16 protein-coding genes and 1 pseudogene are annotated in these 16,580 nt (G+C 60.5%); 11 read left to right on the forward strand and 6 right to left on the reverse strand.

The genetic code is table 11. The features are described from left to right. Positions 1-17: 17 nt before the first annotated feature. Complete coding sequence (locus tag B0E42_RS21150) at positions 18-1,802, reverse strand: GspE/PulE family protein (protein ID WP_014340767.1); 1,785 nt, start codon at positions 1,800-1,802, stop codon at positions 18-20. A 144-nt stretch (positions 1,803-1,946) separates the two neighbouring features. Then, positions 1,947-2,285 carry a hypothetical protein gene (locus B0E42_RS21155; protein ID WP_053182895.1) on the reverse strand — a complete coding sequence of 113 codons (339 nt, stop codon included), beginning with the start codon at positions 2,283-2,285 and terminating at the stop codon, positions 1,947-1,949. 126 nt (positions 2,286-2,411) lie between these two features. Here B0E42_RS21155 and B0E42_RS21160 point away from each other — a divergent pair, with 126 nt between their 5' ends. Next, on the forward strand, positions 2,412-2,882 hold the full coding sequence (locus B0E42_RS21160; RefSeq protein WP_018610608.1) for an Lrp/AsnC family transcriptional regulator: 471 nt from the start codon (positions 2,412-2,414) through the stop codon (positions 2,880-2,882). A 152-nt stretch (positions 2,883-3,034) separates the two neighbouring features. Here B0E42_RS21160 and B0E42_RS21165 read toward each other — a convergent pair whose 3' ends face one another. After that, positions 3,035-4,402 carry a CYTH domain-containing protein gene (locus tag B0E42_RS21165; RefSeq protein WP_077507239.1) on the reverse strand — a complete coding sequence of 456 codons (1,368 nt, stop codon included), beginning with the start codon at positions 4,400-4,402 and terminating at the stop codon, positions 3,035-3,037. Between the two features lie 147 nt (positions 4,403-4,549). Between B0E42_RS21165 and argE the strand changes: the two genes are divergently transcribed. From argE to B0E42_RS21220, 10 genes are all read left to right on the forward strand, one after another. Further along, the gene (gene argE, locus B0E42_RS21170) at positions 4,550-5,707 is read left to right on the forward strand and encodes an acetylornithine deacetylase (protein ID WP_077507241.1); all 1,158 of its coding nucleotides are present in this window, start codon (positions 4,550-4,552) and stop codon (positions 5,705-5,707) included. Between the two features lie 139 nt (positions 5,708-5,846). Continuing rightward, positions 5,847-7,145 carry an amino-acid N-acetyltransferase gene (argA, locus tag B0E42_RS21175; protein WP_018610603.1) on the forward strand — a complete coding sequence of 433 codons (1,299 nt, stop codon included), beginning with the start codon at positions 5,847-5,849 and terminating at the stop codon, positions 7,143-7,145. A 473-nt stretch (positions 7,146-7,618) separates the two neighbouring features. Next, a complete protein-coding gene (locus B0E42_RS21180; RefSeq protein WP_053182886.1) occupies positions 7,619-8,938 on the forward strand; it encodes an OprD family porin in 1,320 nt (439 codons plus the stop codon). 285 nt (positions 8,939-9,223) lie between these two features. Further along, entirely contained in the window at positions 9,224-9,862 is a 639-nt protein-coding gene (locus B0E42_RS21185; protein ID WP_018610599.1) for a peroxiredoxin, read from the forward strand. Between the two features lie 346 nt (positions 9,863-10,208). After that, positions 10,209-10,802 (forward strand): NADPH-dependent FMN reductase, encoded by a 594-nt coding sequence (ssuE, locus tag B0E42_RS21195; protein ID WP_077507242.1) that lies wholly within the window; start codon positions 10,209-10,211, stop codon positions 10,800-10,802. A gap of 90 nt (positions 10,803-10,892) precedes the next feature. Beyond that, positions 10,893-11,858, forward strand: coding sequence for a sulfonate ABC transporter substrate-binding protein (locus B0E42_RS21200; RefSeq protein ID WP_077507244.1), 966 nt, complete (start codon positions 10,893-10,895; stop codon positions 11,856-11,858). 24 nt (positions 11,859-11,882) lie between these two features. Beyond that, on the forward strand, positions 11,883-13,031 hold the full coding sequence (gene ssuD, locus B0E42_RS21205; RefSeq protein WP_018610594.1) for an FMNH2-dependent alkanesulfonate monooxygenase: 1,149 nt from the start codon (positions 11,883-11,885) through the stop codon (positions 13,029-13,031). 7 nt (positions 13,032-13,038) lie between these two features. After that, complete coding sequence (ssuC, locus tag B0E42_RS21210; protein WP_014340750.1) at positions 13,039-13,821, forward strand: aliphatic sulfonate ABC transporter permease SsuC; 783 nt, start codon at positions 13,039-13,041, stop codon at positions 13,819-13,821. After that, positions 13,818-14,624, forward strand: coding sequence for an aliphatic sulfonates ABC transporter ATP-binding protein (gene ssuB, locus B0E42_RS21215; protein WP_003206644.1), 807 nt, complete (start codon positions 13,818-13,820; stop codon positions 14,622-14,624). The genes ssuC and ssuB overlap by 4 nt, the downstream gene beginning before the upstream one ends. A gap of 25 nt (positions 14,625-14,649) precedes the next feature. After that, positions 14,650-14,865, forward strand: coding sequence for a molybdopterin-binding protein (locus tag B0E42_RS21220; protein ID WP_003177394.1), 216 nt, complete (start codon positions 14,650-14,652; stop codon positions 14,863-14,865). A 116-nt stretch (positions 14,866-14,981) separates the two neighbouring features. Here B0E42_RS21220 and B0E42_RS21225 read toward each other — a convergent pair whose 3' ends face one another. The 3 genes and pseudogenes from B0E42_RS21225 to B0E42_RS31555 all read right to left on the reverse strand — a co-directional run. Further along, positions 14,982-15,953, reverse strand: a complete 972-nt coding sequence (locus B0E42_RS21225; RefSeq protein ID WP_053182879.1) for a CorA family divalent cation transporter — start codon at positions 15,951-15,953, stop codon at positions 14,982-14,984. 41 nt (positions 15,954-15,994) lie between these two features. Then, a complete protein-coding gene (locus tag B0E42_RS21230; protein WP_053182876.1) occupies positions 15,995-16,177 on the reverse strand; it encodes a hypothetical protein in 183 nt (60 codons plus the stop codon). Between the two features lie 110 nt (positions 16,178-16,287). Then, a pseudogene (locus B0E42_RS31555) lies at positions 16,288-16,458 on the reverse strand (hypothetical protein); the annotation flags it as partial. Positions 16,459-16,580 lie beyond the last annotated feature (122 nt).

Consider the following 16,580-nt stretch of genomic DNA (forward strand, 5'->3'; position numbering starts at 1 on the left):
CACAGGTGCTGCCACAGCTACTTCTGCTCGCTCTGTGGCGTCACCCGCAGCACTTCCTCGACCGTGGTCAAGCCTGCCGCCACCTTTTGCGCCCCCGACAGCCGCAGGCTGCGCATGCCTTCCTTGAACGCCTGGCGGCGCACTGCCAGCAGGTCGGTGTCGGGGTGGATCAAGGCCTTGACGCTGTCGGTCAGTTGCATGATTTCGTAGACGCCGGCGCGGCCGCGGTAACCGGTGTCACGGCATTCCAGGCAGCCGACGGCCTGTTGGGCATTGCTCGGCAGCGGCGCCTGCCAGGGCCGCGTCAGGGTTTGCCAGTCATCTTCATCCAGGGTCAGGGGGGCCTTGCATTGCGGGCACAAGGTGCGCACCAGCCGCTGGGCCATGACCCCGAGCACGGTGGCCTTGATCAGGTAATGGGGCACTCCCAGCTCCAGCAGGCGACTGATGGCGCTCGGCGCGTCGTTGGTGTGCAGTGTCGACAGCACAAGGTGCCCGGTGAGCGCCGCCTGGATCGCCATCTCGGCGGTCTCCAGGTCGCGGATCTCACCGATCATGATGATGTCCGGGTCTTGCCGCATCAGCGCCCGCACCCCGGCAGCGAAGGTCAGGTCAATGTTGTGCTGGACCTGCATCTGGTTGAAAGAGGCCTCGACCATTTCAATCGGGTCCTCGATGGTGCAGAGGTTCACTTCCGGCGTCGCCAGCTTCTTGAGGGTGGTATAGAGCGTGGTGGTCTTGCCGGAACCGGTAGGCCCGGTCACCAGGATGATGCCGTTGGGCTGGCGGGTCATGTCCTGCCAGCGGCGCAGGTCGTCGGCGGAGAAGCCGAGTTGGTCGAAGTCCTTGAGCAGCACTTCCGGGTCGAAGATCCGCATGACCATTTTTTCGCCGAACGCGGTGGGCAAGGTCGACAGGCGCAATTCCACTTCGCCGCCGTCCGGGGTCTTGGTCTTGACCCGGCCGTCCTGGGGTTTGCGTTTTTCCGCGACGTTCATCCGCCCCAGGCTCTTGAGGCGGCTGACGATTGCCATCGTGACCTGCGGCGGGAACTGATAGACGGTGTGCAGCACGCCGTCGATGCGAAATCGCACGGTGCCCTGTTCGCGGCGCGGTTCGATGTGGATGTCACTGGCGCGCTGCTGGAAGGCGTACTGGAACAGCCAATCGACGATATTGACGATGTGGGCGTCGTTGGCGTCCGGCTCCTGGTCGCTGGCGCCCAGGTTGAGCAACTGTTCGAAATTGCTCAGGTTGCTCGGCTGCTGGTCGACCGTGGTGGCGCCGCTGACCGATTTGGCCAGGCGATAGAACTCCACGCTCAAGCGCTGGATGTCCACCGGGTTGGCGATCACCCGCTTGATCGGCAGCTTGAGCACGTGGGTCAGGTCGGCTTCCCAGCTGTTGACGTAGGGCTGTGCGCTGGCGACGGTGACGGCGTCACGATCGACCGCCACCGCAAGGATCTTGTGGCGCTGGGCAAAGGCGTAGGACATCAAGGGCGTCACGGCCGCGACGTTGATTTTCAACGGGTCGATGCGCATGTAGGGCTGGTCGGCCTGCTGGGACAACCACAGGGTCAGGTTCTCCAGGTCCAGGCGCTTGCCGGGCCGGCTGAGGTCGTCCAGGTGCTGGTTGGCGATGAACTCCAGCGGATGCAACTGGCTATTGGCGCTGTGGCGTCGGCGGGCGTTCAGCGCGGTTTCGGCTGAGTCCTGGCTGATGAGGCCCTGGGTGACCAGTTGGCGCAGCAGATCGTTGAGGTCCAGCCAGCGGTCCTGAGTGGCGTGTTTGGTGGACATGCGGGTTCCTATTGGACAATTGCAGCAAAGCCGCGATACAGACGCCTCGGCGTCCTCGCTCGGTCTGCAAAAGAATAGTCCCGACGCTGTAGACCGTTGGGCCACTACCCGACCAATGCGTTGCGAAATTTTGCCCGTGGACGCTCATCCCGCTGCGTGGGCCGGCCCAACGTGCGCAATATCAGCGTCTTGCAGGTCCACCGAGCAGACGCTGATCAGGTTACGTAATTTTTCAGCGATGACCTGGGCACGGTGCCAGCTCAGCCCGTCCATGACGATGTCCAGCGATAGCATATCGCCTTGGCGTTCGGCATGAACCCGCTGCGGCGTCAGGCCCTGCAAGGCAAACAGGTTCAACGCCCGACACAGTAAATCCGGCTCGGCTTCGGCCAATATCTGGTACTGCACCCGGCAATGGGTATTGGCGGCGTGCCAGACGTCGGCGCGGGTCGGGGCGATGGCAACGGCTTCGAGTGAGGGCATGTTCGGTCTCCTTGGTGGCGGGAGAAATATTTACATGCGATGCGGGGTATTTCTTATCTAAGATGAGTGATTCTGGCGATGTTTTGAATCGCTTGATTCTCTAAAACAATCATTTCGGGTTTGATCATGCACAGCGAACTGGATAGCTACGACCGCAGGATACTGGCGCTGCTGCAGGAGGATGCCTCGCTGTCCAGCGCGCAGATCGCCGAGCAGGTCGGCTTGTCTCAATCGCCGTGCTGGCGGCGGATCCAGCGGATGAAAGAGGAGGGCATCATTCGCGGCCAGGTGACCCTGCTGGATCGCAAGAAAATCGGCCTCAACACGCAGATCTTCGCCGAAATCAAACTCAACGCCCACGGCCGTTCGAACTTCACCGAATTCACCGAAGCGATCCGCGGCTTTCCCGAAGTGCTGGAGTGTTACGTGCTGATGGGGGCGGTGGATTTTCTGCTGCGCATCGTCACGGCGGACATCGAGGCGTATGAGCGATTCTTTTTCGAAAAGCTGTCGATGGTGCCGGGGATCCAGGAAGTGAACTCGATCGTGGCGCTGTCGGAGATCAAGTCGACGACGAGTTTGCCGGTGCTGCGGTAGTTGAATCTGAGGTGAATTCACCGGCCCCTTCGCGAGCAAGCCCGCTCCCACAATGGGCCTCTACCGTACACACATGTTGTGTTCGCTGAAGATCCAGTGTGGGAGCGGGCTTGCTCGCGAAAGCAATATACCCGACGCCGAAGATATCTCGGTTACAGGCGCAGCAAAGTCTTCCAGGCCCGATTCTGGTAAACCGCAATCGCCTGTTGCTTGCGCGCATCCAGCGTTTCGTCGGTGATCGGTTGGTTGGCCAATTGCGCCAGTTTGTTCAGTTCACCGTAGAGGCGATCCATTTCCGGGATCTCCAGCACATGGCGGGCGTGGTGCAGCCAGGCCTGGATGCGTTCGATGCGCGGCAGTTGCTCGGCGAGGTCTTCCGGCTGCTGCTGATAGCGTTGCAGTTGCAGGGACGAGGATTCTTCGCCCAGCATGCGCGGCAGCCAGCTGCCCAGTTGCGCCGCGCCCTGGCGATTGCCACGGGTGTTGCGCTCGGCGGCCCAGCTGCGCGCCAGCAGCCAGCGTGAAGTGTTGAGGGAAAACAGGCCCCAGCGCGGGTCTTGCAGCTCTTCAAGGAACTGTTCCGGTGCCGCCTTGCGCACGTCTTCGTCATCCAGGCCGGCTTGGACCAGTGGGCGCCAGTCTTCCAGCAGCGCGTCCAGGGCCTGGCGCAAGTCGTGGGTCGATTGACGCGGCGCGGCCTGGCCGAGGCTGCTGAGCAGGGCACGCAGTTCGGCGAGGTTTTCCACCCAGTCCTGCAGCAGGCGCCAGTGGCCGTTGAAACGGTATTGCTCGGCCAGCCGTTGGCTGCTGCCGAGCAGATGCCAGCTCAGCGCGGCGAAGGCGTCATCCAGTGGCGTTTCGGCGGTCAGTTGCGGGGCCGGCAGGCTCAGGGCGTAGCTGCCCGCGTCATACAGGCGATAGCCACGCTCGGCCTTGCTGATGTCGCAGGGCATCAAGGGCAGGGTCGCGGCCAGCTCGGCGGCCAGTTCCAGCAGGGCGGCGGGCTCGCCTTCGCGCAGTTCCAGCTCCAGTTCGCAGATTTCTTCCTTCTGCTTACCCACCACCACGTGGCCCAGGTCCAGGGCGGCTTCGATGACCACCTTGCTTTTGCCACGGCCCCAGGCGATTTCAGCGCGTTCACGAACGAAATCGGTGGTGAAGATGGCCTTGAGGGTTTTCTTGTCCAGTTCGGCCAAGGCCTCGGGCCAGCATTCGCCGTCGAGCTTCTTCAGGTCGAGCTTGGCCTTGGGCAGGTGCCAGTCGTATTCGTTGCGCTCGGACAGGCCGGCGACGCTCTGGCCGCGGGTCTTGAGGGTCTGGATCACTTCTTCGCCATCGCGACGCAGGCGCAGGGCGACCTTGGCCTGGGCCAGGTCACGCTCCGGCGTGTCGAAATACTGGTTCATCAGTTCGTGGCGTTCCCAGCCACTCTTGTTGCGTTTTTTCAGCAGCGGATGCTCGCGCAAGGCTGCCAGGGTCTCGCGGCTGACGCGGAGTTTGATTTCGGTTTCTTTCTGCATGGCCGGAAAATCCAGGGATCGGGTGTGCAGCCGGGGGAAGGTGTGGCTGCCAAGGCCGTGCAGTGTACAGGACTCACCCGCCCTAGGTTTATTCCTGGGGCCAGATGGTTCTATGATGAACGTCAATCTGTAAGCCCGGAGTCAGCGATGCCTTTGCCGTCCATGAAAGATCAATTCGCTGCCCTGATCGCCGCACCTTCGGTCAGTTGTACCCAGCCTGGGCTGGACCAGTCCAACAGTGCCGTGATCGAGCTGCTGGCAGGCTGGCTCACTGAGCTGGAGTTCTGCTGTGATATCCAGCAGGTCAGCCCTGGCAAATTCAACCTGCTGGCCAGCTTCGGCAGCGGCCCCGGCGGCCTGGTACTGGCTGGCCACAGCGACACGGTGCCGTTCGACGGCGCGTTGTGGCAGACCGATCCGCTGAAGCTCACCGAGGTCGATGGCCGCTGGGTGGGCCTGGGCAGTTGTGACATGAAGGGTTTTTTCGCCTTGGTCATCGAAGCGGTCAAGCCGCTGCTGGACCAACCGTTCAAGCAACCGCTGCTGATCCTCGCGACCTGTGACGAAGAAAGCTCCATGTCCGGCGCCCGGGCCCTGGCCGATGCCGGCCGACCACTGGGGCGCGCGGCGGTGATCGGTGAGCCGACCGGCCTGCGGCCGATTCGCCTGCACAAAGGCGTGATGATGGAGCGCATCGACATTCTCGGGCGCAGCGGCCATTCCTCCGATCCGAGCCTGGGCCACAGCGCGCTGGAAGCCATGCACGATGCCATGGGCGAATTGCGCGGCCTGCGCCTGCAATGGCAGCGTGAGTTCCGTAATCCGCAGTTCACCGTGCCACAACCGACGCTGAACTTCGGTTGCATCCATGGTGGCGACAATCCCAACCGCATCTGCGGCCAGTGCTCCATGGAATTCGACCTGCGACCCTTGCCGGGCATGGATCCGCAGGTGCTGCGGGCGGCGATCCAACAGAAGTTGGACCCCATCGCCGAACGCCATAAAGTCAAGATCGACTACGCACCGCTGTTCCCCGAAGTGCCACCCTTCGAGCAGGCCGAAGACTGCGAGCTGGTACGGGTGGCCGAGCGACTCACCGGCCATCGTGCCGAAGCAGTGGCGTTTGGCACCGAAGCGCCTTATCTTCAGCGCCTTGGCTGCGAAACCCTGGTGCTCGGCCCTGGCGATATCGCCTGCGCCCACCAGCCGGGCGAGTACCTTGAAATGTCACGTTTGCAACCTACCGTACAGTTGTTGCGGCAGTTGATCGGCCATTACTGCCTGACGCCGGCCACGGCCGGTTAAATTGCGCCCTTGCGGGGCCGTATTCATCACATGAGGAGAGCGCGCGTGTCGCCAAGCCTGTTCCGACGATAACCACCAGCCCCGTTGTGCGTTCTGTTTCGTCTTTGTTTTGGCTGTTATTTATTACAGGTCCAGGTTCATGCCCGAATACGTCAATTGGCTTCGTCACGCTTCGCCCTACATCAACGCCCACCGCGATTGCACCTTCATCGTCATGCTGCCCGGCGACGGGGTGGAACACCCTAATTTCGGCAACATCGTCCATGACCTGGTGCTGCTGCACAGCCTCGGCGTGCGCCTGGTGCTGGTCCATGGTTCGCGCCCGCAGATCGAGACCCGCCTTGCTGCACGGGGCCTCACGCCCCATTACCACCACGGTATGCGCATCACCGATGCGGCGACGCTGGAGTGTGTGATCGACGCGGTCGGCCAGTTGCGCATCGCCATCGAGGCACGCCTGTCCATGGACATGGCGTCCTCGCCCATGCAGGGCTCGCGGCTGCGGGTCGCCAGCGGCAACCTGGTCACCGCGCGTCCCATCGGTGTGCTCGAAGGCGTGGATTATCACCACACCGGTGAAGTGCGCCGGGTCGATCGCAAGGGCATCAATCGCCTGCTGGACGAGCGCTCCATCGTGCTGCTGTCGCCGTTGGGTTATTCGCCCACCGGCGAGATATTCAACCTGGCTTGTGAAGACGTTGCCACCCGCGCAGCCATCGACCTGGCGGCCGACAAACTGCTGCTGTTCGGTGCCGAGCAGGGGCTTATTGGTGAAGACGGGCGGTTGGTGCGCGAGTTGCGCCCGCAACAGGTCCCGGCCCACATGCAACGCCTGGGCAGCGACTATCAGGCCGAATTGCTGGACGCGGCGGCCCAGGCCTGTCGGGGCGGCGTCGCCCGCAGCCATATCGTCAGCTATGCCGAGAACGGTGCGCTGCTGGCCGAACTGTTCACCCGCGATGGCAGCGGTACGCTGGTGGCCCAGGAGCAATTCGAGGTGGTGCGCGAAGCGGCCATCGAAGACGTCGGCGGCCTGCTGGACCTGATCAGCCCGCTGGAAGAACAGGGGATTCTGGTGCGTCGCTCCCGCGAAGTGCTGGAGCGCGAAATCGAACAGTTCAGCGTGGTCGAGCGCGAAGGCATGATCATCGCTTGTGCGGCGTTGTACCAGATTGCCGATTCGGACGCCGGGGAACTGGCCTGCCTGGCGGTGAACCCGGAATACCGCCACGGTGGCCGCGGCGATGAACTGCTGGAACGGATCGAAACCCGGGCCCGCGCCCAAGGGCTCAAAACGCTGTTCGTACTGACGACCCGAACTGCCCACTGGTTCCGCGAACGTGGCTTTGAACCCAGCAGTGTCGAGCGCCTGCCGGCGGCGCGGGCGTCGCTCTACAACTATCAGCGTAATTCGAAGATCTTCGAAAAGGCCCTGTAACCCCCTGGTCATTCCTACCTGCGTGGGACTGTCGCAGGTTGCGTCTTTTTGATTTCAGACAATGAATCGTCAGACGCATAGCGATCAAGATCGCAACCTTCGCAGTTCCCGGCGCGTAGCCAATGAGCATCAAGAGCATGCCTCTACGCCGGGGATTACCTTTTTGGGAGGTCCCGACAGAAAACCATTCAGTAATCAGCAGGCTGGCCGATACGCCGGGTCACGGTTGACGAAGCTTGGATGGCGGCTATATTTCCAAATGAGCTGAAAACTGCTGAAACAATTCTTTTTGGGATTATAAAGAATCCATTATCCTGCGGGCCGATGTAGAGGGGTTAGACCATAGTCGTAGTGATAAATGCTTACGATTGACTTGTTAGTCACGGTCTGGCGCTAATCGCGCATCCGCGGATTCCGGGCGTTCGATCCGGAGCCAAAGACACACAAGAATTAGAAAACGAGAGGAGCGAAGCATGAACAAGTCCACCTTGGCCCTGGCTGTGGCCGTTGGGGTTCTGGCGCAGCAGGCAGGCGCCGCCGGTTTTATCGAAGACAGCAAGGCGTCTGTCAGTTCTCGTACGTTGTATTTCAACAACGACAACCGTGAAACGGGCAGCGAGGATCTGCGCGAAACGGGCACCGGCCTCAAGTTCGACTACAAGTCTGGCTTCACGCAAGGTGTTGTTGGTTTCGGTATCGACGCTCAGGCACTGGTTGGTATTCGTCTTGATGGGGGTAGGGGCCGTAACAACGGCTCCTACATGCCAGCCGATACTGATGGTTCGGCGGTACATGAGTGGAGCCGTTTGTCCGGTAACGTAAAGGCACTTTTCTCCAAAACCGAAGCCCACGTGGGTGGCGCCCTGGCACCTAACCTGCCGATCCTGGTTGCCAACGACGGCCGTCTGCTGCCACAGACCTTTGAAGGTGGCACCATCACCTCCAAGGAAATCGACAACGTTACTTTCAACGCTGGTCAGTTGGAACACGCCACAGGTCGTGCATCGAGCAACAGCACCGGTCTGGCAGTGGCGGGCGGTACCGAGGAAAGCAACCAGTTCCGTTTTGGCGGTGCTGACTGGAAGGTCACTAAAGACCTGACCCTGCAGTACTACTACGCGAACCTGCAGGATTACTACAAGCAGCACTTCCTGGGCGCGGTACACGTTTTCCCGATCAGCGAAGGTCAATCCTTCAAGACCGACCTGCGCTACTTCGACAGCAGCTCTGACGGCCGTAACGGCGACGCAGGCTATCGTTTCAACAACAACAATGGCTATGCCAAGAACGCGGGCGAGGTCGATAACAAGACCTGGAGCGCGATGTTCACTTACACCCTCGGCGGCAGTGCCTTCCTGTTGGGTCACCAGCAAGTCGGCGATGACGGTGGCTTTGTCTACCTGAACCAGGGCAGCGTAGTTGATGGCAACGGTCGCCCCGAAGGTGCCGGTGGCTCGAGCTTCTACCTGTTCACCGACAGCATGATCAACGGGTTTGTCCGTGCCGGTGAAAACACCACCTTCGGCCAGTACTCCTACGACTTCGCTTCTCTGGGCGTTCCAGGCCTGAAAGCTGCGGTTTCCTACCTGCGCGGTGACGACGTCAAAACAGTCTCCGGTGCAAGCGAGTACTCGGAGTGGGAGCGCGACATGCGTGTGGATTACGTAGTCCAGCAGGGCGCGTTGAAAGGCTTCGGTACTACTGTGCGTCACGGTAGCTACCGCAGCGGCGGTGTTGGCGATGACCAAGATCAGACTCGCGTAATCTTCAACTACACTTACAACTTCATGTAAGACGTAGCGAAGTAAAAAAAGCCCCGCCCGGCAACACGCCGGACGGGGCTTTTGCGTTTCGGGTCTGGCCCACCCCTGTAGCCTTCCCCGAACCTTCTCCTCTTTTCAGCAACTCGAGGCCTTCTCGAAACCTCGGAAATGATCTTGGGCCGCTATGCGTTGTGGCGCCAGTGAACAGTTTTTTATATTCCCTATAGATCTAGATAAATGGATATTTATTCTTTTTAAAGCAATCCAAACCGGTGCAAAGTTGGGCTCACAACAACCTCATCCAGGAGCCGCACCATGAGCCTCAGACTCGGCGATATCGCCCCCGACTTCGAACAGGATTCCAGCGCCGGCAAGATTCGCTTTCACGAATGGCTCGGCGACAGCTGGGGCGTGCTGTTTTCCCACCCGGCGGACTTCACTCCGGTGTGCACCACCGAGTTGGGCCTGACCGCCAAGCTCAAGGACCAGTTCGCCCAGCGCGGGGTCAAGGCCATTGCCCTTTCGGTCGACCCGGTGGACTCGCACCACAAGTGGATCGAGGACATCAACGAGACCCAGAACGCCGTGGTCAATTTTCCGATCCTGGCCGATGCCGACCGCAAGGTGTCGGACCTGTACGACCTGATCCACCCCAACGCCAGCGACACCTTGACCGTGCGCTCACTGTTCGTGATCGACCCGAACAAGAAAATCCGCCTGACCATCACCTACCCGGCCAGCACCGGGCGCAATTTCAACGAAATCCTGCGGGTGATCGACTCGCTCCAACTGACCGACAACTACAAAGTCGCCACCCCGGCCAACTGGCAGGACGGTGATGAAGTGGTGATCGTGCCGTCGCTCAAGGATGAAGAGGAACTCAAGCAGCGTTTTCCCAAGGGCTACCGCGCCGTGAAGCCTTACCTGCGCCTGACCCCGCAGCCCAACCGCTGAAGCAAAACCTGAGCCCGCAATGATCGTTCCCACGCTCTGCGTGGGAATGCAGCCAGGGACGCTCTGCGTCCCAAAGCCGAACGCGGAGCGTCCGTTGAGGCGTTCCCACGCAGAGCGTGGGAACGATCAGTCAAGCGCGCTCCTGCATAGATGACTGTGCACCAAGGGTTTTGGCCGTTTCGACGGCCTTTTTTTATTGCTTAAAGAGAACGAGTTTTATATCTCCAAATTGCATAACCAAATGAATAAATATGATTTAAAGATATATGAATCCCCTGTTATGGTTTGACCCATGCAGCGAGATCGCCCACCGCGAATCGCACGTGACAGTTAAGGAATAGCAGGCATGTTGGTCGTCTTACTCGGTGGCAGCCCCAGCCAACGCTCCCGCTCCGGGGTGCTGCTGGAGCGGTCGCAACGCTGGTTGCAGCAGCAAGGTGTGGAAGTGGTGAGCTATCAGGTGCGCGACTTCCCGGCCGAAGATCTGCTCCATGCCCGCTTCGACAGCCCGAAGGTGGTCGACCTGCTCCAGCAGATCGAAAATGCCGACGGCCTGTTGATTGCCACGCCGGTGTACAAGGCGTCTTTTTCCGGTGCGCTGAAGACTGTGCTGGATCTGCTGCCTGAGCGCGCCCTGGCCCATAAAGTGGTGTTGCCGATGGCAACCGGCGGCAGTATCGCCCACATGTTGGCGGTGGATTACGCCCTCAAGCCGGTGTTGTCTGCGCTCAAGGCCCAGGAAATGCTCCATGGGATCTTTGCCGAGGACAGCCAGATCGCTTATGGCGAAGGCAGTGCCCAGGCGCAATTGACACCAGCATTGCAACAGCGTCTGGACGAGGCGCTGGAACAGTTTTTCAGCGCCATGGCCCGTCGGCCCAGGCCGCTGGACCCCAGTGTATTGAACGAACGTTTGTTGAGTGCTCGCTGGAGCATTTGAACCCCGAACACCCTGATTCAACTCACCTTACTCAGCCGCCAACGGCCCAGCAGGTGCAGCCAAAACCCCACAGCAAAAAGGAGAGGCGCCATGCGCACTGTCATTTTGCGTCGCGGGCTGGTCGCTCTGTTTGCTGCGGCTGTGTCCCTCGGCGCCATTACTCAAGCTCAAGCCGAGACCTTGCGGATCGGTTATCAGAAGTACGGCACCCTGGTGCTGCTCAAAGCCAAGGGAACATTGGAAAAACGCCTCGCCGCCCAAGGCGTGGACGTGCAATGGACCGAGTTCCCCGGCGGCCCGCAGCTGCTTGAAGGCTTGAACGTCGGCTCCATCGACTTTGGCGTGACCGGTGAAACCCCGCCGGTGTTTGCCCAGGCCGCCGGCGCCGACCTGCTTTATGTCGCCTACGAACCACCGGCGCCCACCAGCGAAGCGATCCTGGTGCCCAAAGGTTCTTCCATCCAATCGGTGCAAGACCTCAAGGGCAAGAAAGTCGTGCTGAACAAAGGCTCCAATGTCCACTACCTGCTGGTGCGGGCGCTGGAGGATGCCGGCCTGAAATATTCCGACATCCAGACCATTTTCCTGCCGCCGGCCGACGCCCGCGCCGCGTTCGAACGTGGCAGCGTGGACGCCTGGGTGATCTGGGATCCGTACCAGGCGGCCGCCGAACAGCAGTTGCAGGCACGCACCCTGCGTGACGGCAAAGGCATCGTCGACAACCACCAGTTCTACCTTGCCACCAAACCCTATGCGCAAAAAAATCCCCAGGTCATCACGACGCTGGTGGAGGAGGTGCGGGCAGTGGGGGAGTGGTCCAAGGCCAACCCTGAAGACGTGACCAAGCAAGTGTCGCCGTTGCTTGGCCTGCCGGCGGACATCACCCTGACGGCGGTGAAACGCCAAGGCTACGGGGCGTTGTTCCTCACGCCGGAGGTGGTGGCGGCGCAGCAGAAAATCGCCGACAGCTTCTACCAGCTCAAATTGATTCCCAAACCCTTGAGCATCAAGGACGTGATCTGGACGCCGCCGGCGGCCGTTGCGAACGCGCAGTAATTCGATCCCTTAGGAGACCACTCCATGAGCCTCAATATTTTCTGGTTCCTGCCTACCCACGGCGACGGCCATTACCTTGGCACTGCCGAAGGCGCCCGCGCCGTTGATCACGGTTACCTGCAGCAGGTCGCCCAAGCGGCGGATCGACTGGGTTTTGGCGGCGTGCTGATCCCCACCGGGCGTTCCTGCGAGGACTCCTGGCTGGTGGCCGCTTCGTTGATTCCGGTGACCCAGCGCCTGAAATTCCTCGTTGCCCTGCGCCCCGGGATCATTTCCCCGACGGTGGCGGCGCGTCAGGCTGCGACCCTCGACCGGTTGTCCGGCGGGCGGGCGCTGTTCAACCTGGTGACCGGCGGCGACCCGGATGAGCTGGCCGGCGATGGCCTGTTCCTCGACCACGAGCAACGCTACCAGGCATCGGTGGAATTCACCCGCATCTGGCGCCGGGTGCTGGAAGGCGAAACCGTGGATTACGACGGTGAGCACATCAGTGTGAAGGGCGCCAAGCTGCTCTATCCACCGATTCAGCAACCGCGTCCGCCGCTGTATTTCGGTGGCTCGTCGGAAGCCGCCCAGGATTTGGCAGCCGAGCAGGTGGAAATGGTGCTGACCTGGGGCGAGCCGCCCGCAGCCGTCGCGCAAAAGATCGAACAAGTACGGGCCAAGGCTGCGAAATTGGGGCGCACGGTACGCTTCGGCATTCGCCTGCATGTGATCGTGCGGGAAACCAATGCCGAGGCCTGGCAAGCGGCCGACCGGCTGATCTCTCACCTGGACGACGACACCATCGCCCGTGCCCAGGCGTCCCTGGCGCGCTTCGATTCGGTGGGCCAGCAACGCATGGCCGCGCTGCACGGTGGCCGTCGCGACAAGCTGGAAGTCAGCCCCAACCTCTGGGCCGGCGTCGGTCTGGTTCGCGGCGGTGCCGGTACGGCGCTGGTGGGCGATGGCCCGACCGTGGCGGCGCGGGTCAAGGAATACGCTGACCTTGGCATCGACACCTTTATCTTTTCCGGTTATCCACACCTGGAAGAGTCCTACCGCGTGGCGGAACTGTTGTTCCCCCACCTGGACGTCGAGCGCCCGGAATTACCGAAAAGCCAGGGCTATGTGAGCCCGTTCGGTGAAATGGTCGCCAACGATATTCTTCCCAAAGCCGCGTCCCAGAGCTGAGGCGGCCATGAAGAAAATCATCCACACCCTCGCGCCCTGGGCGGTGCCGCTGCTGTTGCTGGCGGTATGGCAACTGTCGGTGTCGGCCGGCTGGTTGTCCACGCGGATCCTGCCAGCACCCGTGGCCGTGATCGAGGCCGGGGTCAACCTGGTGCGCAGCGGCGAGATCTGGACGCACCTGGCGATCAGCGGTTGGCGGGCTGCGGTGGGCTTTCTGATCGGCGGTGGCATCGGCCTGACCCTGGGCTTCATCACCGGTTTGTCGAAATGGGGTGAACGTCTGTTGGACAGTTCCGTGCAAATGGTCCGGAACATCCCGCACCTGGCGCTGATTCCGTTGGTGATCCTGTGGTTTGGCATTGATGAGTCGGCGAAGATTTTCCTGGTGGCGCTGGGTACGTTGTTCCCGATCTACCTCAACACCTACCACGGCATTCGCAACGTCGACCCGGCGCTGGTGGAAATGTCCCGCAGCTACGGTTTGTCCGGCTTCAGGCTGTTTCGCCAGGTGATCCTGCCTGGCGCCCTGCCTTCGATCCTGGTGGGTGTGCGCTTTGCCCTGGGTTTCATGTGGCTGACGCTGATCGTGGCGGAAACCATCTCGGCCAGCGCCGGCATCGGCTATCTGGCGATGAATGCCCGGGAGTTCCTGCAGACCGATGTGGTGGTGCTGGCGATTCTTCTGTATGCCGTGCTGGGCAAATTGGCTGACCTTGCCGCTCGTGGGCTTGAGCGGGTCTGGCTGCGTTGGCACCCGGCCTACCAAGTGAACAAGGGAGGTGCCGCATGACCGCCCAACAACCTCCGCGCCTGCTGCGTGGCATCCCGCTGGCGGTGCGCAAGCTGCAAAAAACCTTCGGCACACGCCAGGTGTTGCGCGACATCGACCTGCATATCCCGGCCGGGCAGTTCGTGGCTGTGGTCGGTCGCAGTGGCTGTGGCAAAAGTACCTTGCTGCGGTTGCTGGCCGGGCTCGATCAACCCACCGATGGCCAACTGTTGGCGGGCTCGGCGCCGCTGAGTGCCGCGCAACAGGACACGCGGTTGATGTTCCAGGAAGCGCGTTTGCTGCCCTGGAAAAAAGTCATCGACAACGTCGGCCTCGGGCTCAAGGGCAACTGGCGCCCGCAGGCGTTGCAGGCACTGGAAGCCGTCGGCTTGGCCGACCGCGCCCATGAGTGGCCGGCGGCGTTGTCCGGTGGGCAGAAACAACGAGTGGCCCTGGCCCGCGCGCTGATTCATCAGCCACGCCTGTTGCTGCTCGACGAACCCTTGGGGGCGCTGGACGCACTGACCCGTATCGAGATGCAGCAACTGATCGAAAACCTCTGGCAGCAGCACGGCTTCACGGTGTTGCTGGTGACCCACGACGTCAGCGAGGCGGTAGCGATTGCCGATCGGGTGATCCTGATCGAGGACGGCCAGATCGGCCTCGACCTGCCCATCGACCTGCCACGCCCACGGGTTCGCGGCTCTCATCGCCTGGCGAGCCTGGAAACCGAAGTCCTCAACCGTGTGCTGTCCTTGCCCGGCCAACCGCCGGAACCCGAACCCGTTTCACCCTTGCCTACGCAATTGCGTTGGGCGCAATAACTTCATCCAGACAGGAATCGACACCATGACTATCAAAGCCATCAACGTACGCAACCAGTTCAAAGGCACCATCAAGGAAATCGTCGAAGGCGACGTGCTGTCGGAAATCGACGTGCAGACCGCGTCGGGCATTGTCACGTCGGTCATCACTACCCGCTCGGTCAAGGAGTTGGAACTGGCGATCGGCAGCGAAGTGATTGCCTTCGTCAAATCCACCGAGGTGTCTATCGCCAAGTTGTGAGCGATGCGTCACCCGCAGCCCCGGACGGCGTGAGCCCTTCGGGGCTTTTATCAGCACCAAACAGATGACTGGCGCGTTGAGCAGGTTGATTCGTCAACGCATCAATGAACGCGCTGTTATCGCAACCAGCCCTTGCGCTTGATATAGACAAGTGGGAGAACCGCAGCTGAAAGTGTCAGCCCCATCGAATAGATGAAACCGTGCTCCCACGAAAGCTCTGGCATCACCGCAAAGTTCATACCGTAGAATGTGCCGACCAGCGTGGGTGGCAGGAAAACGGCCGTAATGATCGTGAATACCTTGACGATCTGATTCTGTTTTATGTTGAGAATGTTCGTCACGGCGTTTTGCAAGTAGCGGACTTTTTCGTGTTCGAAGTAGGCATGCTCCTTGACCCCAGCGACATCGGCTGCAAGCTCATTCACCAGACCCTGCAAATCAGCTTCGGTGGTGTTGTCCACTTCGCTGCTTAGATATCGCACTGTGCGTGCAAGGGATAACTGTGCCTCAATACAGAGAGAAATCAGTTCTTCCTTGTCGTTGAGCGCGCGCATCGTTTCGACCAAGTCCGGTACCCCTAACTCCTTGCCGTTCGCATTATAGCCATCGGATATTTCGGAAATTTCTTCGGCACTCTTTTCCAACTCATCGGCAATACGATCGATGACAGCATCAGCGCCGTCATTGGCCATCTGCAGCAGTGCTCGCAGCATTGCCTTGGGGCTCTGGGCGTTGGCAGGTTTGCGGCGCAAGCGTTGCAGGGCTACATCAAAAGGGTGGAAATCCGCGTCGTCGCAGAGAATCGCTACTACCTGCTCACCCAAGACGAAGGTTACACCTCCAAAATGCGGAGCCCCGTTGGCATCCAGTGCAAGCAACTTCGAACGCATGTATAGAAACTGGCCGTCCTCTACGACGCTGCCGTTCTTCTGGTCGGTTTCAATGCCAAAGCGCTGCTGCAAGCACGCCCGCTCTTCGAGTGTCGGTGTGTTCACCTCAAGCCAAACAACGTCTCGATCATGCTCCGGCTGAGGTAGCCCCTGAGCGATAGAAAGGGTTGCGTGATTATTGATAATGCTGCGGATCATGTCTGATTACTCGTAGGCTGGTCGTATATGAGCAAATGCCCCTACTTGGACGCTGGGTTGAGTTCGCTATGAGAGGGCGAGGTCGATGATGTTGTGGTTTCCTGATCCGGTGGCTGCATGTAATGCACCGCCGTCATGACTATTGCCAGCAGCAGATACAACACAATCACTGCAACGATTACTTCGTTCTCAAGGCTGGTGCGGTTTGGCGGCTTCTTTTTCATGGCAAACTCCTCGGTTCGTCTCTACGAGAGGGGATAGAAATACCGGGGAAGGGGTCATGGCGTCCCCGGTGAGTGCTAAAACGCAAGGTTATACGTGATCGGCAGGGCGATTATTCGTCTTGCAGATTGCTGTTGAGTAACTGCCAGCGTACGGAACTTACACCTTTTTCCAGGCTCACCCGGCTAGCCAGTTGCTCTAGTTGAGCCGGGCTCGCAGGCGTGCCGACAAGTTCTGCGCGCACTTCGAGCTTGTCTGGGTTGGCCAAGTCTTCGCTGTGTAGTGGTCAACTAATCCCGGACACGACGTTAAGATTTTCCTCGGCCCGCGCTGGCGCCAACCCATCGTTGAATTGGTGAGGCCGAATCCAGTTGTAGCGATGCATCAAAAAATGGCTGATATCGC

This window comes from Pseudomonas sp. A25(2017) (genome assembly GCF_002001065.1).
Lineage (GTDB): Bacteria > Pseudomonadota > Gammaproteobacteria > Pseudomonadales > Pseudomonadaceae > Aquipseudomonas > Aquipseudomonas kilonensis.